The 22,113-nt window shown below is 59.6% G+C and carries 14 protein-coding genes; 8 read left to right on the top strand and 6 right to left on the bottom strand.

What is annotated here, in order from left to right:
* Positions 1-164 precede the first annotated feature (164 nt).
* From J4E00_RS24075 to J4E00_RS24065, 3 genes are all read right to left on the bottom strand, one after another.
* Positions 165-1,703 carry a Fic family protein gene (locus J4E00_RS24075; protein ID WP_208177924.1) on the bottom strand — a complete coding sequence of 513 codons (1,539 nt, stop codon included), beginning with the start codon at positions 1,701-1,703 and terminating at the stop codon, positions 165-167.
* Between the two features lie 173 nt (positions 1,704-1,876).
* Positions 1,877-3,985 carry a T9SS type A sorting domain-containing protein gene (locus J4E00_RS24070; protein ID WP_208177923.1) on the bottom strand — a complete coding sequence of 703 codons (2,109 nt, stop codon included), beginning with the start codon at positions 3,983-3,985 and terminating at the stop codon, positions 1,877-1,879.
* 364 nt (positions 3,986-4,349) lie between these two features.
* Positions 4,350-5,540, bottom strand: a complete 1,191-nt coding sequence (locus J4E00_RS24065) for an alpha/beta fold hydrolase (protein WP_208177922.1) — start codon at positions 5,538-5,540, stop codon at positions 4,350-4,352.
* Positions 5,541-5,819: 279 nt separating this feature from the next.
* Between J4E00_RS24065 and J4E00_RS24060 the strand changes: the two genes are divergently transcribed.
* The 4 genes from J4E00_RS24060 (at position 5,820) to J4E00_RS24045 (ending at position 9,523) form a co-directional block, all read left to right on the top strand.
* The gene (locus J4E00_RS24060) at positions 5,820-6,473 is read left to right on the top strand and encodes a TetR/AcrR family transcriptional regulator (RefSeq protein ID WP_208177921.1); all 654 of its coding nucleotides are present in this window, start codon (positions 5,820-5,822) and stop codon (positions 6,471-6,473) included.
* A 452-nt stretch (positions 6,474-6,925) separates the two neighbouring features.
* Entirely contained in the window at positions 6,926-7,426 is a 501-nt protein-coding gene (locus J4E00_RS24055; protein ID WP_208177920.1) for a cupin domain-containing protein, read from the top strand.
* Positions 7,427-7,537: 111 nt separating this feature from the next.
* Positions 7,538-8,425, top strand: a complete 888-nt coding sequence (locus tag J4E00_RS24050) for an NAD(P)H-binding protein (RefSeq protein ID WP_208177919.1) — start codon at positions 7,538-7,540, stop codon at positions 8,423-8,425.
* Positions 8,426-8,536: 111 nt separating this feature from the next.
* The gene (locus J4E00_RS24045) at positions 8,537-9,523 is read left to right on the top strand and encodes a helix-turn-helix transcriptional regulator (protein ID WP_208177918.1); all 987 of its coding nucleotides are present in this window, start codon (positions 8,537-8,539) and stop codon (positions 9,521-9,523) included.
* 151 nt (positions 9,524-9,674) lie between these two features.
* On the opposite strand, the gene J4E00_RS24040 is transcribed toward J4E00_RS24045, so the two are convergent.
* The gene (locus J4E00_RS24040; RefSeq protein ID WP_208177917.1) at positions 9,675-10,844 is read right to left on the bottom strand and encodes a serine hydrolase domain-containing protein; all 1,170 of its coding nucleotides are present in this window, start codon (positions 10,842-10,844) and stop codon (positions 9,675-9,677) included.
* 296 nt (positions 10,845-11,140) lie between these two features.
* Positions 11,141-11,728 carry an RNA polymerase sigma factor gene (locus tag J4E00_RS24035; protein WP_208177916.1) on the bottom strand — a complete coding sequence of 196 codons (588 nt, stop codon included), beginning with the start codon at positions 11,726-11,728 and terminating at the stop codon, positions 11,141-11,143.
* 246 nt (positions 11,729-11,974) lie between these two features.
* On the opposite strand from J4E00_RS24035, the gene J4E00_RS24030 reads away from it, so the two are divergent.
* The 4 genes from J4E00_RS24030 to J4E00_RS24015 all read left to right on the top strand — a co-directional run bounded on the left by J4E00_RS24030 (position 11,975) and on the right by J4E00_RS24015 (position 19,504).
* Positions 11,975-13,009, top strand: coding sequence for a FecR family protein (locus J4E00_RS24030; protein WP_208177915.1), 1,035 nt, complete (start codon positions 11,975-11,977; stop codon positions 13,007-13,009).
* Entirely contained in the window at positions 13,002-16,607 is a 3,606-nt protein-coding gene (locus tag J4E00_RS24025; protein WP_208177914.1) for a SusC/RagA family TonB-linked outer membrane protein, read from the top strand. Before J4E00_RS24030 ends, J4E00_RS24025 begins: the two co-directional genes overlap by 8 nt.
* A gap of 19 nt (positions 16,608-16,626) precedes the next feature.
* The gene (locus J4E00_RS24020) at positions 16,627-18,465 is read left to right on the top strand and encodes a RagB/SusD family nutrient uptake outer membrane protein (protein ID WP_208177913.1); all 1,839 of its coding nucleotides are present in this window, start codon (positions 16,627-16,629) and stop codon (positions 18,463-18,465) included.
* A 205-nt stretch (positions 18,466-18,670) separates the two neighbouring features.
* Positions 18,671-19,504: a rhamnogalacturonan acetylesterase gene (locus J4E00_RS24015; protein WP_208177912.1), complete on the top strand. Its 834-nt coding sequence runs from the start codon at positions 18,671-18,673 to the stop codon at positions 19,502-19,504.
* Positions 19,505-19,812: 308 nt separating this feature from the next.
* On the opposite strand, the gene J4E00_RS24010 is transcribed toward J4E00_RS24015, so the two are convergent.
* Positions 19,813-22,047 (bottom strand): histidine kinase dimerization/phosphoacceptor domain -containing protein, encoded by a 2,235-nt coding sequence (locus tag J4E00_RS24010; RefSeq protein ID WP_208177911.1) that lies wholly within the window; start codon positions 22,045-22,047, stop codon positions 19,813-19,815.
* Positions 22,048-22,113: the final 66 nt, after the last annotated feature.

The raw sequence follows: 22,113 nt of genomic DNA, 5'->3' as shown, positions 1-22,113 counted from the left end.
ACACCCGAAATCACGTTTCCCCCCCGAGGATGCACGGCCCCATCTACAAGGCCCAACATGAGTACCGTTTTCGTAAATAGTAGATGACTCTCCCTTAAAAAGATATGAACATCCTGCAGAGAGATATGGGGGCTAAACATACGCTCCTTTCAGTGGACGGGTACTTATTCCACAAGATGCAGCGCGTACTGCCGCTGGATTTGGTCAGCTTCTTCGGGCGTCAGTAGCGCAAACTCTTTTTCACGAGCCCGTTTCGAGAGCACCCCCTGGTTCTGCTCCAGGAAACGAATCAGCACGGCTACCAACTTGTCGGGCATCTGAAACTGCTCATCCAGCCAGGCCTTGAGCGCGTCGTACCGCTGCAGGTAGGCTACTTCCTGTGGAATGGTCTTTTCTAGGGTATAGGCTACGCAATCGAACAGGAACTCGGCCTGCGGGGTCGCGTCAAAGTAACGGTAGTAGTCGCTCGTATCCGCCAGTACCTCCACGTTGTGGTCCGCCGTCTTCTGCCAGGGAATGAACTCGAGTACGGCGTGCGAATAGCGCTCGAGTACCTGCCGGTACGTGGGCAAGTGCTCGAGAATGGCGGCGGAAACCGGGAAGATGATGCCGGGGGGCGTGAACCCCTGCCGGGCCAACAGGTGGTGGATGAGGTAGCGGTGCACCCGCCCGTTGCCGTCGACAAAGGGGTGGATGAAGACAAATCCAAAAGCGACCGCGGCTGCCGTCAGCACGGGCGGATAGCCCGCCGTCTCCAAGTAGGCCGCCGCGGCTAGTAGGCCGTTCATGAGGCTGTCCAGGTCTTGCCAGCGGGCGGAGATATGGTCTGGAATTGGGTCGCCCGTGCCACGGTCGTGTTCGCCGACAAAGCCACCCTCGGTGCGGTAGCCCAAGCGAACGAAGCGGCTGCTTTCAATCACCAACTGCTGCAGGCGTAGCAACTCCTCCCGGCTCAGCGCGTGCTGACCCGCTTGGCCGATGGCGCGGCCCCAGCGCAGGGCCCGGGTGGGCGCCGGCTGTTCCCCTTCGATGGTGAAGGAAGCCTTGGAGTCTTTCAGCAACAGGAAGGCCGAGGTCCGAACCAGCACGTCGGCATGCAGCCCGCGCAGGACGTGCTGTGCCCGGCCGGCCAGGTCGCGGGCCAGGTACTGCTCCAGCGACGCGGTTTTGTGCACCAGCGGGCAGAAGCTCACCACCCCCGGCAAGTTGTTGCGCAGACGCTGCCGGGGTATAGAAATGCCCGTCACCGCGGCATACTGTAGTTGTTCGTTGACCACTGGCACGTAGTTGCCCCGCGTCAGGTCGGGCAGAGCCAGGCGCTGCTCCAAGAGCCATTCGTAGAGAAACCACAGCGTCCGGGCGTAACGGCTCTGCGGGGCGCGCCGCACCCACTCCTCGATGGCCTGCGCCGGCAGCTGCGCGAACAGCTTTTTGAAGAAAAGCAGGTCCAGTCCTTCGTATTTGAGGGCAAAGACTAGGTGCGCCCACAGGGTATCCAAGGGGGCATGCCGGGGGGTAAAAACCCGCCACCCCGCCACGTGGTACTGCCGGCGTTTAGTGCTAATCAGGGCTATGTCGCGGGGCAGCGGCACTGGGAGCTGCAAGGCCTCAATCACGGCTCCATAGCCTACGAGGGTACCTGGTTCGGGCGCCGTACGACCGTGAAAAACAGTTACGAAACGTGAAAAGGACGTATGAAGCATCGCAGCAAGTGAAAAACGCTTACAAAGATGCGCTCTGCACATCGATTAGGCGCGTCCCAGTTGTACACGGGGTGGCCGGGCACTCGTACGAGGCCTCTATGTGAGCCAGCGGGACAGGTTACCATTGCCATCGGGGCATATACCGACCGCTCAAGGCCTAGACCACCTCAGAGTTATTCAACTGTCAAGCGCAAGGCCGGTACTGTGCCGCTTCGCACCAGGTAAACCCCGGCGGGAAGCCCCTTGGGCAAGATTAAGGCAGCAGCTCCGGTTGCATCGGTCGTTGTCCTGAAGACAAGACGGCCGAGCATATCGCACACCTGCACGGTGGCTCCGGGCACAGCCCCGGTGAGGGTAGCCGTGGCCATAGCCGGATTAGGAAACAGAGCCAGGCTGGTTGCGGATGCGCGGTCTGATTGCACGCTACGCACAGACGAATAGGTGGCCACGCCCTCGGCATCGACTTGGCGTATGCGGTAGTAAGTGATACCAACTGCCAACAACTCATCGCGAAAGGTGTACTGCGTCGGGCTGGCTTTGGTGCCTTGGCTAGGCTGCTGGTTAATGGGAACAAATACGTGACCGTCGTGGCTACGCTCCACAGCGAAATAGGCGCTGTTGTGCTCGCTGGCCGTGGTCCATTGCAGATACACGGCTTTCCCCTCAGCCGAAGCAGTAAAGGAAGTAAGCTCGACGGGCAGCGGGTTGGTGCTGCGGTTAGAGGAGGTGCTGGCCAGGGCAAAGTCAGAGAAGCTGCTGAACGTGCTGCTGGTGACGAAGCCCGTCTGATAGCTGCCACTCGTCCCACTGATGCCCCCTCCGCTGAGACCGACGCTAGCCCAGGGCTGGGTGCTGTCGGCGCGCTTGGCTATCTGCAGGGATACGGCGTCCGTCACGCGGTCGTCGGGGGCGAAGCTCAGGGTGACGCGCCCCTGGAAACCGGTAGGCTGCGTCACCACACCGCTGGCATTGAACGGGGTGATGGTGAATGAGCGCACCTCGCTGACGCGGGTCAGCGTCGTGCCATTGCTAGCGGTTGGCACCGTGCCGAGCTGGCCGGGGTTGCCCTCAACCTGCTCGGCGCGATACGTGACGGCGTTGGCCTGGGCATTCACCCGCAGTGTGAGCGGGCGGTAGGCAGCGCCCTTGCCCACCGGGAAAAGGTAATTAGTGAATGCCCCGCTCCCGTTGCTGGTGGCGGGCACCATCCGGGCCACCGGGCCATTTACGAAACTGGTGCCCGAGCCGCCACTTACAGTGCTGGTGGCATCAAGTGTCAACAGGTTGGTGGCGTCGGTAGTAAGCAGCCCGTTGCTCAACGTCAGCGCATTGCTCAGCAGCATGGGGGTTTGGAGCGTGGCGCCGGCCGGGTTGTTAAGCTCGAGCTGGGCGTAGGGACCGAAGTAGGACGTGGCCGTAGCCGGGGCACCAAAAGCGGTGCCGGAAATGCGCTGGGGCGCGGTGCCTTGCAGCAGCAGCCGGCAATTAGTAGTCCCCGCGGCGGGGTCCAGGCGCAGGTTGCCGGCGTTCACCAGGTTGCCACGCAGCACCACGTTACCCGTCAGGGTGGATGTGAAGGTGACTCCCGCCGCAATGGTCAGCGAGCCGTTGAGAGTCAGGTTGGCGCTGCCGCTGGCGGTGTAGGCCGTCACGGAGCCGGCTTCCAGCACCAGGTTGCCGTAGGTACTGCCCGCAGCGGGAAGTGAGACGGCCGAGCCGAGCGACCGGAAAAAGAAGTTGCCGGTTTCCGTACCCGCTGCATCCGATAGGTTTTCTACCAGCCCCGTCGCGCCCAGCGCCGTGCGGTGGTAGTAGCTGCCGCCATTCAATAAGAAGGCCGTCGGGTTGCTGCCGCTCGGGTCCAGGGCGTTGCCGCTGGCCGCACCGGAGCGGTTGATGACTGCGCCTTTCTGGCGCACGACCAGCGCGGTGTCGCCCACTGTCGACCGGGCCAGGGCTAGGGCTGGCGAGGGCGCCGTGCTGGTGGGCAGAATCACGAATAGAATGGAGTCGCCACCAAGCGGCTGGATGTGCAACGAATTTACTGTAACAGCCGTGGGGCCGCTTAACGTGACCACGTACTTGCCAGCCACGGTCCGGTGGTCGAGAATTACGTCGTCGGTTGCAGTGGGCAGAGTGCCGCCCGCCCAGTTGGCCGCGTTAAACCACGAGGTGGTGCCCGCCGCGCCCGTCCACCGCTTGGCCACAAGTGGCGTGCTTTGGGCGCGGGCTGCGACGGGCAAGACCAGCAGAAAAATGGCGAGGGCATACAAGGGTTTCATAGCATAGAACAGGAAGTAATGCCGAAAATTAGCAGCGAGAGGGACAACTATACCGGGTGGGTTGTCAACAACCATGCATTGGCAGTGAACAACCGCAGACGGTATGTGGAGCAAATAGCCAGCGCAGGCAGTTCACGAAAAAGCCCGTGGCCTCCGTCGCCCAATTGCCTCACAATCCAAAGCCACTTCCTTGCTGCCCTCGCTCATGCGGCCGTTCGCCCGCCCGCTCCTGTACTTCCCGATTAGCTCCCGTTGCCCGCTCTACGCAATCCTGCGCTTCGCAGCGTGCCAGCTTAACGGAACGCCACATATACTAGCAGCAACCTTGGCCGATACGGTCTCACCGTGATTCGTTTTCCAGCTACTATCGTGCCTCCACTTCCTTAGCAAAGGCGAGCAGGAGCTTGCTAAGTTGAACCGGCTGTTCCTGTTGAATCCAGTGGCCAGCGCTATCAATCAGCTCGATTTCCCCCATTCTCGTCGTCGCCTTCGTCTTCATCAGTTCAAGCGCACCCGGGGCCGAATAGGTCGCCCAATCGCTCTTGCCACCGATGAAAAGCGACGGAACATCGATGGTCCGGCCCGAAAACAGGCGCAGCTCCGCAGTCAGGACTGGGTCGGAAAAGACGCGGTACGCCTGCAAGGCGCCTTGAAACCCCGTGCGGCCATATTCTTCCGTGTACACGCCTAGTTCCGGCTCGGTAAGCCAGTGGCTGGCCAGGACCTCGGCGTCGGATGGGTGGAAGGGCGCGACGGTCTGGGGCATCGTCTGGCCGAGCTCCATAACGTAATAGGTGGGCAGCTGCGCAAGTTCGAGGGCGGTTCGCGCCTGCAAGGGGCGCGGCTGATTACCCGGCCAGTCTGCACTTTTAACGTAGAAAAATGCCCGCAAAAACGCGTGTAAGCCTTGTGGGGGGTGCCACATATCCTGATTCGCCTCCCGGGTGCTCAGGTATTGCATATAAGACGTCCTGGGTGGGTTGAGCGCGGCTAGCGCGGCCGTTAGCTGTTGGTTTTCCGTGTTCGGCTGAACCGATGAGGCCGGGTTTTCCGCAGTGTTGAACGGCAATGCCGGCGGACCGGGGAACGGGGCACTCATCAACACCACCGAGGGAAAGACATCGGGTCGGGCGAGCGCACAATAGGACGCTACGGGCGAGCCAAGGTCGTGCCCGACGAGCATGGCCGTCCGCCGATACCCCAAGGCCGAGACCAAGCTAAGGGCGTCGCGCGTCATATTTAAGATGCTGAAGGGGGCGAGTGGGGTATCGTAGTCGTTCACCCAGCCAGTGGTGCGGCCAAAGCCCCGCTGGTCGGGTGCTACAGCGTGGTACCCGGCGTCCGCTAGCAGGGGCAGCAGGTGGCGCCAGCCGTAAGCCAAATCCGGAAAGCCGTGTAGCAGTAGAGCGAGCGGCCGGCCGGAGCTTTCATACCCGGCCTCAAGCAGATGAACATCGAGGCCGTTGACCCCGTGAATCATGCGCGAGCGGACTCCCTTGGGAAGCGTTCCGCCGCCATAGGTTGAGGGAGTAAAATCAGTACCTGGGTGACTCATAGGTTTTTGGTTTAGAAGGTGGTTGGATTTTGCGTAGGGCAGTTAGAATGAAGGGGTAGCGAGGCTGACCGTGGCCATCACCAAGCAGGCGCGCCTGGGCTCTATTAGGTTGAGGCCACACAGAAGGACTCATTCTTTCTGGGCGTAGGATTTGGGAGAAATACTTCGCTGGGCTTGTTATATGGCGTTCACCCTAGCAAAGTTAAGCACGACCAACTTATATATGGCATTCGCCATAGTAAAAAAGTAAGGCCCGCATGTTCCTGTTATCTTTGTATTATGCCACGCAAGACTGATGCCCGCGCTCACGCAATTGCCACCGCTCAACAGCTGTTTCGCATTCAGGGCTACACGGCGACGGGATTGACCCAGATTTTAAAGGAGAGCGGGGCCCCTAAAGGGTCGTTCTACTTTCACTTTCCACGCGGCAAGGTACAGCTCGCCGAAGAAGCCATCGACCAGTACGTTGCGAGTAGAATGGCTGTCTTGCGGAACATCTCGGCGAATACGACCGGTGATGCGCTTACTTTCGTTCATCAGCTTTTCAGCACGTTTGCGGCCGAAATGGTCGCCTCTGATTTTCGCTATGGGTGTCTTATGCAGAATCTGGCGAATGAGCTGCCCGCGCTCGATGCGGAGCTGACCGAACGGGTAGCACGCGGATTTATCGATTCGACTGAGATTGTGACAGAGCATTTTAGAGGATGTGGTTTCACTCCCACGCGCGCAACCGCTACCGCTGCTGCCTTGGTCGCCGCCCTCGAAGGCGCGCGAACAATTGCCCGCCTGGAACGAACGCCGGCCATATTCGAGGCGCTGGCGGCTGTTAGCGTCCAGGGTTGGGCAGCCCCTGATGGCTTGTCCGGGGCCAATGTTCTGGAACCGGCAGGGAAAGCCGAGCCAGATGCGGTAGGGCTAGGAGCAGGCAAGTGAGCTGGTGGTGGAGCGCACCTTCCATTAGTTTGGACGGGCCCTATCTACTTTGATACCCTTCGGCTGAACACCTGGATGCTGCTCTTATTAGGCTACTTCAAAGGCCCCTCAGTGCTCGACTGTGTGAAAAGGTTGGTGGCTCAAAACGCATGTGTGTAGGTCACCGGCATGTTTAAACGACAATCTATTAGACTGCTACTTCGCGGCTCTCTTTTCACCGCGGCAGCCCACTGGGAGAATAGCGCAAAGAGTTTGAAAACAGTCCGAAACGGCGAAGGCAGTACATTATACTGCCATTCAGCTGAAGCACTAATTATCAGGACTGTTAGGCCACCAACCAGCTGCGGCGGCCGACGAATTCGGTTTGTCGGATTGGACTGATTTTCCACCTTATACGGCTATTTCCTGCTGAGCCCGGCGCCCAACTTTGCAGTGCATTTAGCCGAACTCATATGGAAACTTCCAAAAAGCAGCCGTTACACCTCGGCCCCGAAGACGGGCCAAGCCTTTCCGTGGTGGGGGACACGTACCGCGTCCTGATTAGCGGCAAAGAAACCGCTGGTGCCTTCGCAACCATCGACATGCTGATACCACCCGGTGGTGGGCCCGGCCCGCACGCTCACGCCACCATTGAGGAGTCCTTCTATGTAGTCGACGGGGAAATCGAGTTCAAATCCGAGTTTGGCACTGTCGTCGCAACTCAGGGCTCATTTATCACAATTCCGAAAGGCGGCGTGGTGCATAGCTTCAAGAACAAGACCCCGCACACGGCCCATCTGCTGTGCACGGTGGTGCCGGCTGGCCTGGAGACATTGTTCGAGGCAATTGGCCAGCCCGTGGCGGCGGGGCACTTCCTGCCGCCACCGCCCATGGATGAGGCTTTTATCCGCAAAGCCCAAGCTGCTGCGGAAAAGCTGGGCCAACAGGTATTTCCACCGCATTACCTCGATTAGGCCTACTCCGGCCCATCACACGAAAGACTCCCGCCTTGGGGCAGGCACTTGCCAACGCACAAAGTGCCCGAAAACGCCCCTTTTCCTTGAAACCCAAAATCCCTTAAAACCATGAAAATCACCACCGCTGGCTCGTTGGGCAACGTAGCCAAACCACTCGTAGAAAAGCTGCTCGCCGCTGGGCACGAGGTAACCGTCATCACCAGCAAAGCCGACCACCAGGGCGAAATTGAGGCTCTGGGGGCTGTGGCTGCTGTGGGCTCTATCAGCGATGCCGGGTTCCTGACCCAGGCTTTCAGCGGGGCCGATGCCGTGTACGCCATGCTGCCGCCGGCAATGGGCACTACCAACCTGATTCAAAACATCGCGGCGGCTGGCCAAGCCTACGCCCAGGCCATTGAGGCGGCGGGCGTGCCCCGCGTGGTGCTGCTGAGCAGTGTGGGGGCCGATGCGCCCACCGGCACGGGTCCGGTACAAGGCGTGCACCAGGTAGAGCAGGCATTTCAGCAACTGACCGGGGTAAACGTAACCGTATTACGGTCAGGGTTTTTCTACGTGAATTTCCTGCGGGACATTCCCCTGATTAAGAGCAACAACCTCTTCGGCAACAACTATGGTGGGGAGGCGCGGCTGGCTCTGACTCACCCGCAGGATGTGGCGGCAGCGGCGGCGGCAGAACTGCAAAAGGCTGGCAACGAGTACGAGGTGAAGTACATCGTAGGGGCTGTCTCGACTGGCAATGAGCTGGCGGCACTGTTTGGCGCGGCAATCGGCAAACCAGACCTATCCTGGACCATGATTCCCGATGAGCAGCTTCAGCAAGGGATGCTGGGCGCCGGAATGCCTGCCGAACTGGTTGGGCTCATCACTGAAATGGGCCAGGGCGTGCGAGCTGGCCTCATCACCCAGGACTTTTTTGCCCACGGCGCGGAGGTGACCGGAACCATCAAGCTGGAGCAGTTCGCTGAGGAATTTAAGGCCCGGTACGAGCAGGCGTAACGACCAATCAACCAGAACCGCCCGGGGTGGTTCTGGTTGGTATTGCGAAGCAGCTGTTGAGGCCGTCTGAACAGGTGCTTCGCCAGTATTACCAACAGTGGAGCTATTGGCATGGTATTCAGTTTTTCGGCAACTCCCGATTTTGATTTTATCACCTATTTCGCCCGGCATCTGCAGGCTACCCTGACAGATGGCGTGCTGGAGGTGCCCGAAACGCTCGGACAAGGCTACGTTCGCAAGCTAGCCTTCGGCCCGGATTTTAAAATTACGCTCCACCACTACCTCCTTCAGGAGGAGTTGGTTATCAAGCGCAATGCCTCCGGGCTGGGCAATGATTTGATTACCATCTTCTTTTACAACAACGAGCAGCCACTCGGCATTGCGTACGACAACCAGCCGCATGTCCTGTTCTCGCGGCGTGATGATTCAGATTCGGCCATCCAGGTTACGTCCAACGACCTGAGTTCCACCATCCGGTTTCCGGCCCATCAACCCATTCAGTACATGGTGGTGGCCATCAAGCCCACCCGGCTAAAGGAGCTGCTGGCCGTCAGCGCGCCCAATTCGGTGCTGCAAACCATTACTGGTCGTGGCAATTCGTTCCTGTTCTTCGAACGCATGGAGGCAGAAACCAAACTGCTGCTCAAGAAGATGGCGGCGGTGGACATGACCGATGGCCTGAGCACTTTCTTTATGCAGAACAAGGTGCAGGAGCTGCTCTACCTGGTTTTCCATAAGCTGTCGTTGCGGGAAAGCGTGGTCCATCAACCCATTAACAGTGCCGATGCCGGCCGACTGCTGCACATCCGCAAGGAAATTCTGCGCGATTTAAGTGCTCCTCCGGTATTGCGGGAGTTGGCGCAGCTGGCGGCCATGAGCGAAACCAAGCTCAAACAGCTGTTCAAGCAAACATTTGGCGCCACCATCTACACCTACTACCAGCAAGCCCGGATGGAAGAAGCTGCCTTTCTGCTGAAGCATGGCCGGCGCTCGGTGGCCCAGGTAGGCTACGAACTGGGCTTTTCCAATCTGAGCCACTTCAGCCGGCTGTTTGAAAAGCACTATGGCCTGAACCCGAAGAAATTTTCGGCGTCATAACAGTACTCCACCCTACCGACGGTGGAGGCACTGCATATCGTGGCTGGGGGTGCAGCGTAAGTTTCATCAACTGTCCAACCTGAAGCGGTTTGCTTGACGAAGGCATTTAGGCAGCGGAGGCTACGCCTTTCCGCAGGTGCTGGAGCTACCCTTATTTGGGCGCGCCCGCCGGGGGCGTTGAGGCGGCGCTCAATTGGCCAAGGCCGGCCAAAATCTGCTGCGACAAGTCCCGCAGCTCTTGCTCCGTGGTCGGGCCAGCGTCATTCGCCAGGCACACGATGCCAGTTCGCCCGGCCGGGGACAGCAGGCAGTAGCTCGTAGTGCCAAAGCTGCCGCCGGCGTGGTGGACTTGGCGCTCGCCCGGTCCTTCGGGGGTCACAAACCAGCACAGGCCAATATCGGCATTGGCTTCGGTTGTGTGCCGGAACGTGGGCTGGTGCGCCAGGGCCACGACCGGGTCCTGTTCGTTCAGGTTCCATTCAGCGTACGCCAGCAGGTCCCGGGTGGTTGATTTCAAGAAACCAGCGGCGGGCACCGTGCGCCAAAAGGTCAGCTCGGGCATGGGTTCACCGGCCGCGTTATAGCCCTGCGCACATCGGGGATGCTGGCGGGGTTTCACAGCCAGCTCCGTGTCCCGCATGTGGTGGGGCCGCGTAATGTAGCGGCGAACCAATTGGCCATACGAGGTGTGGTAAACACGCTGCAAAACGATACCCAGCAGCTGGGTACCGGCATTTGAGTACGCGAAGCGCGTGCCGGGCACGGTGTCCGGCACAACGCGGCGGATTTCGCGCAAAAAAGCCTCTTCAGAAAAATCAGCGTATTGAGCCATCATTTCCCGGGGCGATACGCCGCTGGGCAGGGCGGGCACGTTTTTAGGCAGCCCGGAGGTATGGTTGGCTAGGTCCACGAGTCGAATGGCGCGCCCGTGGTAGGCAAGGTTGGCATAAGCTGGGCCCAGGTAGGTTTGCACCTCGTCATGCAAGCCAATTTTTCCGTCTATTACGGCCTGGGCCAGCAACAAGCCCGTGAAGGATTTGGTGAGGGAAGCAATTTCGTAAATCGTCTTTTCAGTGGGCGCTGGCGAGGAGGTGCCAGCGACACGGCCATAATTGTAAAAGGTACGCTTGCCGGCACAGGAAACGCCGATGGAGAGGCCTACGTGCTTGGGGTTGCTGACAAAGCCAGCCACCGCGTGGTCGACGATTGCCTGCATGTCCCGCTTGTTAGCAGCAATTCCCGGTTTGGGTGCCTCGCGCAACGATGCCCCGGACCCTAGGAAGCTGGCCAGAGCTAGTAGCAGCCATGTTTTTGCCTTCATACTGGGGCCTACGCAAAAGGAGGACAGGAAACAAAAAGGCATAAAGGTCCCGGCCTAGCCCTTTCAAACAATTTCTACGTGGTGGCAAAGTAAATTACGCCGGCACTTGGCGGTCCTAACGCATGGGCAAGCGGCAGAGCTTTCTCAAAACGCGCTGCGTCACCCCACGCCCGCTCTGGCAGCAGTTGCAAGGGCAGTTGTAGACCGCGGCCGCGGCTAGTTAGTGCGGGTACGCCAGATTGCCTACCGCCCTGTGCGCCTACATAACCCGGTGCTTGCCTGATAACATGACGTACTTAGCATTGAGCAAGCACCAGCAGGGCCAAACCCAGCGACATGCCATGCGCCTGAAAATAGAGTCTTAGGAATTTCAGCGCGTGGGTCATCTGGTTTTCGACGCACTTCACGGAAATGTTCAGGTCCTGGGCGATGCGGGCGTAGGAAAGCCCTTGTTGCCGGTTGAGGGCAAATATTTCGCGGCGCCGGGGCGGCAGCTGTGCCATGGCCACCTGATAGAACTGCTCCAGCTCCTGGTATTCGATTACTTGGCTGGGGCCGGCTTCTTCAATTAGGGTTTCTTCGCCACATTCTTCAAATACCCAATAGCGCTGCCGGCGCAGGTGTTTGAGCACGGTGTGATAAGCTGCCTTGTAGAGGTAAGCTTTAAAGAGGATGCCTGCGTCGAATGACTGACGCCGCTCCCACAGCTTAAGGAAGCACTCCTGCACTGCGTCTTCGGCGTCGGCATGGCTTTTAAGGTACCCGTGAGCAAAACGGCATAGCTCGGGCGCATAAAGGTCGAATAGCTGGTCAAATGCCTGAATATCGTCTTGCTGGAGCCGCTTCAGGCACTCCTGGTCCGAGAATTCTTTGGCAATTCTCACGGGTGGGAATGGGATGGTGGGATAATAGCTACTAAATAAACAGTTTACCAGTGAGTACTCACTATTATTCTTCAATCCTAATAACAATTCCGTATTGATTTCATCACAAAAAACTATTAGATAGAGACTTATAGGTAAGCTGGCTAGGCGGGGCCTGAAAAATGAAAATATTTTTCTACCTGGCGTTGGGGTAAGCGAGAGCTGAGGGGTTTTACCACATGCAGCCTCCTTCGGGCAGCCCCACTCATGGAAATTACCTACGAAGCCTGCGTGCGTTACGTGCGCGGCGAAGCTACTCTGACCGAAGCACGTGCGGTGCGCAGCTGGCTGGCCGACCCCACCAACGAGGCCCAGGCGCAGGAATGGATGGGGCGCTACGCGGCGGAAACGCAGCCCGCTGCTGGCACCACTGACCCCTACAACTACGCCGCCATGCGCGAGAACCTGCACGCGCAGCTAGGGCGGGCGCCCGCGCCGCAGGTGGTGCCTCTGCACCTAGCTCGCCCAACCTGGTGGCGCTGGGCGGCCGCGGCCGCAGTGGCGGGCCTCACGGCGGGCGGCAGCTGGCTCTGGCAGGCCCAACACCAGCCAGCGGCGTTGGCCACGGCTAGCTACTCCACTCCTTATGGCCAGACGCGGCTGGTGCAGTTGCCCGACGGGTCGGAGGTAACCCTGAATGCTCACTCCACGCTACGCTACGCGGCTACAGCCGATGCGCGGCAGCCTCGCGAAGTATGGCTGGATGGCGAGGCTTTTTTCTCAGTCAAGCATACGGTTGACAATAAGCGCTTTGTGGTGCACACCACGGGTAATTTCAATGTGGAAGTGCTGGGCACGAAGTTCACCGTGTACCGGCGGCACGAGCAGGCCCGGGTGGTGCTGCTATCGGGGAAAGTGCGGGTGGATTTTACCGACCAGACCCAGACTGATGTCATTCTGAAGCCCGGTGAGCTGCTCCAAACGGTTGATGCCAAGCCGAAGGCAGTGGTGCACAAAGCCGTGAAAGCGGCCAGCTATGCGGCCTGGACCGACGACCGCATGAGCTTCGATGCCACCTCGCTGGCGGAGGTAGCAACCCGCCTGCAAGACACTTACGGCGTGGAAGTAATAGTGGCCGACTCGGCCCTGAACCAGCGCAAGTTCACCGGCACCTTCCCAACGGCGAACCTGGATGTGCTCTGCGAAGACCTGGCCGAGGCCTTCCACCTCCGCATCGAGCACCAGCAAAACCGTCTAATTCTGTTCCGCAAACCAGTTTCCCACCCAAGCTCCCATGAGTAAAACCTTTACCCTAACCGGTGGGCCGCCTGTTCGCCTGCTCGTATTATTCGCCGGAACACTAGCGCTGCAAATGCCCGGCTCGACGGCAGCGGCGCAACTGCTGGCATCGGTTCAGCCTATACAGGCGCAACCCGCGGCCACCCCTGGCGTGGCCCTGCGAGAGTTGCTATCGCAATGGGAGAAGCAATACCAAAGCATCATTGCCTACGACAGCGATGTGGTGGGCGACAAGCGCGTGACCGTGCCCACCGGGCCGGGAACGTTAGAAACCAACCTGACCAGCGTCCTCGCGCAGGTTGGGTTGAGCTATAAGCGGTTGCATGCGAACAACTACATCATTGTAGCCGGACTAGGCAGCAATGCCAGCGTGGCACAGGACATTACCGTGGCCGGGCGCGTGGTGGACGGCAAAGGCGAAGGCTTGCCCGGCGTGACTGTACTGGCCAAGGGTACCACCATCGGCATCAGCACGGGGGCCAACGGGGAGTTCACGCTGAAGGTACCTCCGGGCAGTACGTTGGTTTTCAGCTACGTGGGCTACCTGACGCAGGAAGTAGCTATACCAGGCAGCACCAGCACGCTCAGCGTAACAATGACGGCCGACAACAAGCAGCTCGACGATGTAGTGGTGATTGGCTACGGCACGGTGCAGCGCAGCGAATTGACGGGGTCGGTGTCGTCGGTGAGTGCGCAGCAAATCAAGGACATTCCGGCGAACTCGGCGGCCGAGGCCCTGACGGGCCGGCTGGCGGGCGTGCAGCTCACGTCGTCGGAAGGTACGCCGGGCGCCAGCGTCACCATTCGGGTGCGGGGCGGCGGCTCCATCACGCAGGACAACTCGCCGCTGTACGTGGTGGATGGCATCCAGATTGAGAATGCCCTGAGCGTGATTTCGCCCCAGGACATTGCCTCGGTTGATGTGCTGAAGGATGCCGCTTCGACCGCCATTTACGGGGCGCGCGGGGCCAACGGCGTGGTCATCATCACCACCAAAAACGGCATCGAGGGGCGCACCACGGTGGCATACAGTGGCTTTGCCGGGGTGCGCCAACTGGTGAAAAAGCTGGACGTGCTGAAGCCCGGCGAATTCATCGACCTGCAGTACGAGCGGGCCGTGCGCAGCACCGCCGATTTGAACACGTTTCGCGGGGCCTACGGCTCGCGCAACTTTCTGAGCGACACGCTGGCGCGGGCGCGGCAGTCGCCGTTCACCGACTGGCAGGAAGAGGTGTTTGGACGCGATGCCTTTCAGCAAACCCACAACCTGACGGTGTCGGGTGGGGGCAAGGGCACGGTGTACTCGCTGAGCTTGACCAGCAACCGCGAGCAGGGCATTCAGCTGGCTTCGGACTTCGACCGCAAGCTGCTGAATTTTCGCCTCGACAACAAGGCCACCGACAAGCTGCGCCTGGGTTTCAACGTGCGTTTGAACGACCAAACCATCAACGGCGCGGGCACGGCCAGCGGTACCCTGTCTACTTCGTCGCGCCTGCGCAACACGGTACAGTACCGCCCGTTCACCAATAACCTGGGCACGGGCGTGGTGCTCGACCCCACGCAGGAGGACGAGGACTACTACATCCTGAGCGGTGGCGTCAGCGGCCTGATTAACCCCATTGTGCTGGCCAATGCCGAGTACCGCCGCGACGGCCAGCGCCTGGTGAACTCCAGCGTTTACGCCAACTACAACTTCACCAAGGCCCTGAGCTTCCGCAGCACGGTGGGCATCGACTATCGCACCACGCGCACCGAGGCTTTCAACAGCAAGGTAACCGGCGTGGCCCGCCAGAACGGCAACCAGCCCACGGCTTCCATCGGCACGGGCACGCAGTTCACGCTCAACAACTCCAACGTGCTGAGCTACCGGCTGCCCACCAAGGGGCGGCACAGCTTCGACATGCTGCTGGGCCAGGAAGTGTACCAGACGCTGAACAACTCGCTCAACATCTCGGCCTTCTACCTGCCCACCGATATTGAGCCCGAAAAAGCGCTGGCCAACTTCAACCAGGCCCAGGCGCCGGCCGGCTTTGTGCAGCCCTCGCCCACCACCAGCGAAGACCCCAACCGCATTCTGTCGGGCTTCACCCGCGTAAACTACTCGTATGACGATAAGTACCTATTTACGGGCACGATGCGCGTGGATGGTTCGTCGAAATTTGCCGCAGGTCAGCGCGTGGGCGTATTCCCGGCTGCTTCGGTGGCTTGGCGCTTGTCGAAGGAACAATTCCTGCAGCCCGTTTCGGCCATTTCGGACCTGAAGCTGCGCCTGAGCTACGGCCTGGCCGGCAACAACCGCATCGCCAATAACCTGTTCCGCGAAACCTATTCGACCAGCGGCGTGGAATACGCCATTGACAACGGCCGCACGCCGGGACTGGCCACGTCCTCGCTGGCCAACCCCAACCTGAAGTGGGAAACCACCCACTCGCGCAACCTGGGTGCGGACCTGGCCTTGTTCAGCAACCGCGTGCAGCTGACCGCCGACCTGTATTACAACTCGACCTACGACCTGCTCATTGCCCAGCCGGTGCCCGTGACCTCGGGCTACGCCACGCAGCTGCGCAACATTGGCGAAACCTCCAACCGCGGCATTGAACTGCAGCTGACTGGCACGGCCGTGAAAACGCCGGACTTTACCTGGACGGTGAATGGCAATATTTCCTTCAACCGCAACCGTGTGGAAGACCTGGGCGGCCAGCCCTACCTGCCGGGTATCAACTCGGGCTGGACCAGCGACACCGGCGCCGACTACCTGGTGCAGCCCGGCCAGCCCGTAGGCCTGATGTACGGCTACGTGTCCGACAGCTTCTACAAAGTAGAGGACTTTAATGCCACGCAGGCCGCCAACGGCACCTGGAATTACGTGTTGCGCGACGGCGTGCCGAACAACAACGGCGTGGTGGCTGACAACTCGGGCTACACCGTGCCGACCGTAACGGGCGTGCCCGCGCCCAAGGGCGGCTACTCGCAGCCTACCCCGGGGGCCATGAAGTTTAAAGACGTTAATGGCGATGGCGTGGTGGACACCAACGACCGTCAGGTCATTGGCAATGCCAACCCCAAGTTCACGGGCGGCCTCAACCAGCAGTTTGCCTTCAAGGGATTCGATGCCAGCGTGTTTCTGAACTTTGTGTACGGCAACGACGTCTACAACGCCAACAAAATTGACTTCACCAGCGGGTACTTAGCCAACCAGAACGTGCTGGGCCTGATGCGCGACGGGTGGCGCACAATTGACGATGCGGGCAACCGCGTGACCGAGCCCACCGCCCTGGCGGCCCTCAACGAGAATGCGAAAATCTGGCGCCCCACCCTGGGCCGTTACCTGCTGAGCTCCTGGGCCATTGAGGACGGTTCGTTTCTGCGCGTGAACAACATCACGGTGGGCTACTCGCTGCCCAAGTCGGTGATTCAGCGCGCCAAGCTCACCCAGCTGCGCTTTTATGTGACGCTGAACAACGTGTACACATTCACCCGGTACTCGGGCTACGACCCCGAGGTGAGCACCCGCCGCAGCACCCCGCTCACGCCAAGCGTTGACTACGCGGCGTACCCGCGCAGCCGTGCTTTCCTGGCCGGCCTGAACGTGACCTTTTAACTCCCACCCGCTCTTTGATATGAAATCTCCCTTTATCCTGCGCGCTGCCCTAGCCGCCAGTGCTCTGGCCGGAACCGCGGGTTTGCTCACGGCCTGTAAAGATTACCTCAATGTGACGCCGGCCTCGTCCTACATTTCGGACGACGTGTTCAGCAGCGTGGCCAACGTGAACAGCGCCATCATTGGCGTCTACGACCCACTGTCGGGCGATGCCGGCTACGGCGTGCGCCTGAGTACGGGCTACCCTTCCGACACCGACGAGGGCCAAAACCGAGCCGGCGCGGCCGACGGCGGCACCCGCGACATCAACCGCTACCGCGTGACGCCCGGCACCACCGAGCTAATTGCCCCTTTCACCACGCTTTATCAGGGCGTGGAGCGGGCCAATATCTGCATCAAAAACATTCCGCAGATGGCCTTGTACAAAAGCGGCAGTGCATCCGACCAAAGGGCCCTGCGGCGGGCCTACGGCGAGGCGCTGACGCTGCGGGCACTCTACTACATGGAGATTGTGCGCAACTGGGGCGACGTGCCCGCGCAGTTCAAACCCTCGTCGGAATACCCCGACCTGAACCTGCCCCAGACCCCGCGCAACGAGATTTACGACCAGATTCTGGGCGACCTGGCCCTGGCCTCGAAGCTGCTACCCTGGCGCAAAGAGTCGGACGTGAATGCCTACGAGCGGTTCACCAAAGGCGCGGCCAAGGCGCTGCGGGCCCGCATTGCCCTGGCCCGCGGCGGCTACCGCGCCAATGCCCGCACCGGCCAGATGGAGCGCCCCGCCAATTACCTGACCTACTACACCATGGCCCGCGCCGAGTGCGACACGCTGCTGCAAAACCGCAGCCAGCACACCCTTAACCCCAGCTTTGAGGCCGTGTGGCGCAATATCAACGAGCAGCGCTTCGACACGCAGTACGGCGAAATCATGTTTGAAGTGGCCATGGGCTCGGGTTCGGCGGCCTCGGACAGCAAGCTGGGCTACAACAACGGCCCGGCGCTCAACGTGGCCTCGAAGTGGGGCCAGGCCGGCGGCTCCTACACCATCAACCCCAACTACTTCTACGCCTTCGATTCGGTGGACACCCGCCGCGACGTGACCGTGACGCTCTACCAGACCGTGGCCGCCACACCCAACACCCAGACCAGCAACACACTCACGGCCCTGCGCGATGGCAAATTCCGCCGCGACTGGCGCGTACCCATCCTGCCCGGCACGGCCCAGAACCTGAACCTGAACTGGCCCATCGTGCGCTTTGCCGACGTGCTGCTCATGTTTGCCGAAGCCCAGAACGAGCTGGTCGGCCCCGCCGCTGCCTACAATGGCACCACGCCGGTGCAGGCCCTGGAAGAAGTGCGCCGCCGTGCCTACCCAGCCGCCCGCTACCAGACGCTGCCTGCCACCCAGGTGGGCACCAAAGCCGGCTTTTTCGATGCGCTGGTGAAGGAGCGACTGCTCGAATTCGGTGGCGAAGGCATTCGCAAGTATGACCTGATTCGGTGGAACCTGCTGGGCGCCAAAATCGCCGAAGCCAAAGCCATCATGACCGATATGCGCAACGGCGTGGGCATTGGGGCCACCATTCCGTTGTACGTGTACGGCTACGCCGTGAACGACCAGTTGCGCTACGTCCGCTCGCTTTACCGGCCGTTTGCCACCACCACGAACACCATTCCGATTCCGGGCAGCACCGCGACGGCGGCCCGCTTCAGCTGGCGGCAAGCCCTCACGGGCAGTTCCACGTTCATCGACCTGTTTGCTGCCAACTACGTGCCCAACTCGGGCGACGAGTTGCTGGCGTTCCCGCAAACCGTAGTGGATGCCAACCCCAACCTGCGGCAAAACTTCGGCTACTAAAGCCCGAAGCGACGTGAGCAGCCGCATTCGGGTGGGAGTCCAGACGCGGGCTGTTCGGGCAATCCCAATCGGTGCTTTATGAGTGAGCATCGGGCGGGGTTGCCCATCGTTTTATTAGAGGACTATTGGAAATCGATTCCAACTACTTCCTAAACACCTTCATTTACACTTCCCTTCCGTCCTAAACCATAGTGACACTCGTCATATGAAAACGCCCTCGCCCACGATTAGAAATTACGCGCTGCTGAGCCTGCTGCTCCTGCTGCTCACAGCCTTTGCCGCACCCGGCCCGCGCAAGATTAAGCTTTACCTGATTGGCGATTCGACGATGGCCAACAAGGTCCGGCAGGTGTTCCCCGAAACCGGCTGGGGCATGCCGCTGGTCACGTTCTTCGACTCGGCGCAGGTGACCGTGGACAACCGCGCCCAGAACGGCCGCAGCACCCGCACTTTCCTGGCCGAAAACCGCTGGCAGCCCATCGTAGATGCCTTGAAGGAAGGCGACTACGTATTCATCCAATTCGGCCACAACGACGAGGCCGAGAACTACCCCGACCGCTATACCTCGCCCGAGGACTACCGCAAGAACCTCATCAAGTTCGTGACCGAAACCCGCGGCAAAAAGAGCAACCCGGTCCTGCTCACGCCCATCACGCGTCTCCGGTTCGACAAGAGCGGCCACATCACGGAAACGCACGTGGCCTATTCAAAAGTGACCACCGAAGTCGCCACCCAGTACCAAGTCCCGCTCATCGACCTCGACAAGATGAGCCGCGACCTGGTGCAGCAGTTCGGCCCGGAAAACGCCAAGCTTCTGTACCTGCAGCTAGCCCCCGGCGACCACCCCAACTACCCCTACGGCCGCCAGGATGGCACCCACTTCAGCGAACTGGGCGCCCGCAAAATGGCGCAGCTGGCCATGAGCCAGGTCATCGCCCAGAAGCTGCCGCTGCTCTCGGAGCGCCTGGCCAAGCCCACTGCCAAAAACGCCGTGCCACCCGCCACCAACGGCAAAGACGCCCAGCCCACTACGCCGTGAGCTGAGAAAGCGGCCAGTTGCTTCAGCTTTCAGAGTGTAAAGGGAAAGTTGGCGAAAACATACTAAAACAGTCATGCTGAGCGCAGTCAAAGCATCATTCGGACCGTCCCGCCAAGCTAGGCTTGTAAGTAGCCTACGAAACCTGGAGTCACAGGAGCATCTTACCGGTGTTGCTACTGCTGCACGTCGAAGATGGATTGTTTGATTCTCGATAAGTGGATTATGCAAGCATTACCTTATCGAGCCGGCTCAGAAATCCAGGGCCAAACAACCCAACCAATACGAGCCAGTCTGCCCCATTAGGCGGGTCAGGCCGCCACTGCAGCGGTCTGCGCGTCTTTCCTGATGCCTTCGAACTGCAAGTGCAACGTCACCCCGCCGGTTCCACCAAAAGACAGCGTGCCGTGGATTTGCCTGCTCATGCCTTGGATAATGGTTAGGCCCAGGCTGCGGCTCTTGGTCGGGTCAAAATCACTGGGCAGTCCCACACCGTCATCGACAATAGTGAGTAAGTAACCCCGACTCTCCAGTTTTGCCAGCCCAACGGTGATGGTGCCGCAGCGGTTGTTGGGGAAAGCATGCTTCAGCGAATTGGTCACGGCCTCATTGATAAGCAGCCCCAGCGGCGTAGCCAAAGCAACTTCCAGTTCCACCGCCGATGCCTCAACCCGGCCCTGCACAGTTCCACAGCGGTCAAACGATTCCAGTAAATTGTCCACTATTTCACGGAGGTACCCTTGCATGTCTACACGCGCCATGTTATCCGATTGATACAGTTTTTGGTGAATCAGGGCCATGGCCTGCACCCGGTTCTGGCCCTCGCGCAGGGCATCTAATGCACTGGAATCGTGCAGGTAGCTGGACTGCGAGTTCAGCAGGCTACTGATAACCTGCAGGTTGTTTTTCACGCGGTGGTGAATCTCCTTCAGCATCCACTCCTTTTCCACCAGCAACTCATTTTTCTCGCCTACTACATGTTCCAGCGCTTGGTTCTTGCGGTTAATTTCCTGCTGCTGCGCTTCCAACTCCTGTTGTTTCACTTCCAGCAGTTGGTTGCTGCGCTGCTTGAGCCGGTAGCGGTTGTAGCTCACACACAGCAGCAAAGCCAGCAGCACCGCACCCGCCAGAAACGCATTGCGCTGAAACTCCCGCTTCTGAATGCGGGCTTGCTGAACTTGCGTTTGCTTGGTCAGTAAGGCAATGTTCTGTTCTTTCTGCTCGGTTTGGTACTGCACTTGCAACTCCTCCACCTGCCGACTCTTGGTGGCGTCGAAGATGGAATCATCCAGCGTTTTGTACCGTCGGAAATGGGCAATGGCCCCGAGGTAGTTGCCCTGCGCAGAATCTACCAGGAAAGCGTAGGCATGAACATTTGCCAACGTCTTCGCCGGCACCAACCCTCTCTTAGCTGCCAGCAACTCATCTAAATAAGGTTTTGCCTTGCCGTATTGCTTTGTGGCGATGTACAGCTGTCCTAGTAGCCGACTAGTGGGCAAAGTATGATTAGCTGGGACTTTGTCATTTAACGCGTAGCTCTCCAAAAGGCACTTTTCCGCCCGTTTGTATTGCTTCATGGCGAGGTAGCAATCGACCTGAGCCTCCAGCAATATCTTTTTTGCCTCGGGGTCCAGCGGCAGGTTCTTCCGAACTACCGCCTGCACGATTGCCAACGCCTCCTGCTTTTTGCCTTGTTCACATAACCCGAAAGAGAGTCCGTGGGCAATTAGAACCTGGGTCCTAGGCGGTTGGCCGGTTCGCTGGGCAATGGCATAGGCCTTTTGCAGAGCGGCTACGCTTTTGTCATTTTCATTTACCTGACGGTACATGCCTCCAAGTTGGAGGTAGACATAGGGCAAATTTTGCTGTTCGCCAGTCGCCTCGACGCTTTTGATGGTTTTTAGCAGGTAAAACAACGCTTTGTCATAATCGCCCTTGTACTGATAGATATCGGAAAGCGCCTCATAGCTTATGCAGATATCCGGAGACCGAATGGGCTCTTGCATGGCCACTACGGTCAGTAGTTCCTTTATGGCTCTGTCCTGCTCGCCGGCGCCATTGTGAATGAAGGCAATGCGCATGAGGCTAAGCGCAGCCAAGCTGCGGTCATTGGTCTGCCTGGCCAGAGCCTGGGCCCGCTCAAAGTAGCGAAGCCTTTCAGCAGTGAACTTGCCGGTCATGTTGTCCGGAAATCCTGCGCCAAACCGAAACCAGGCTTGCGCTTCTCCTTTTTTATCACCTTGTCGTTGCTTGGCCCGAACCACCTGCTGAAAATATGGTTCGCCCTTCGCCAAGTCATCAAATGTCAAAAAGAAAGAGCCGAGTGCGTACAAACTTTCATCTCGCCATTTGACCTGACCGGTAGCCGAGCCTAGTTGCCGAGCTTCCCGGAACAGGGCCAGCGCACTGTCCTGCTCAGCTGGCTGGCTATGGCTAAGTGCCTGTTTATACTGGCCCCACGCCAGCACTAACTTAACGCGGCCGGTGTCACTTAAGCTTTTCATCAGTGTCCTCGCCTGCTGATTAGCGCCTTGCTTGACGTACACAGTGCTGGCTAGAAGCAGGGCTTCATCCTGGCTTGAGCGGTTGCGTAGTTGCTGGCCCAGCGCCTC

This window comes from Hymenobacter negativus (genome assembly GCF_017571495.1).
Classification (GTDB): Bacteria; Bacteroidota; Bacteroidia; order Cytophagales; family Hymenobacteraceae; genus Hymenobacter; species Hymenobacter negativus.
Note: the sequence above shows the minus strand (reverse complement) of the source record. Positions and strands in the feature narration are given on the sequence as shown.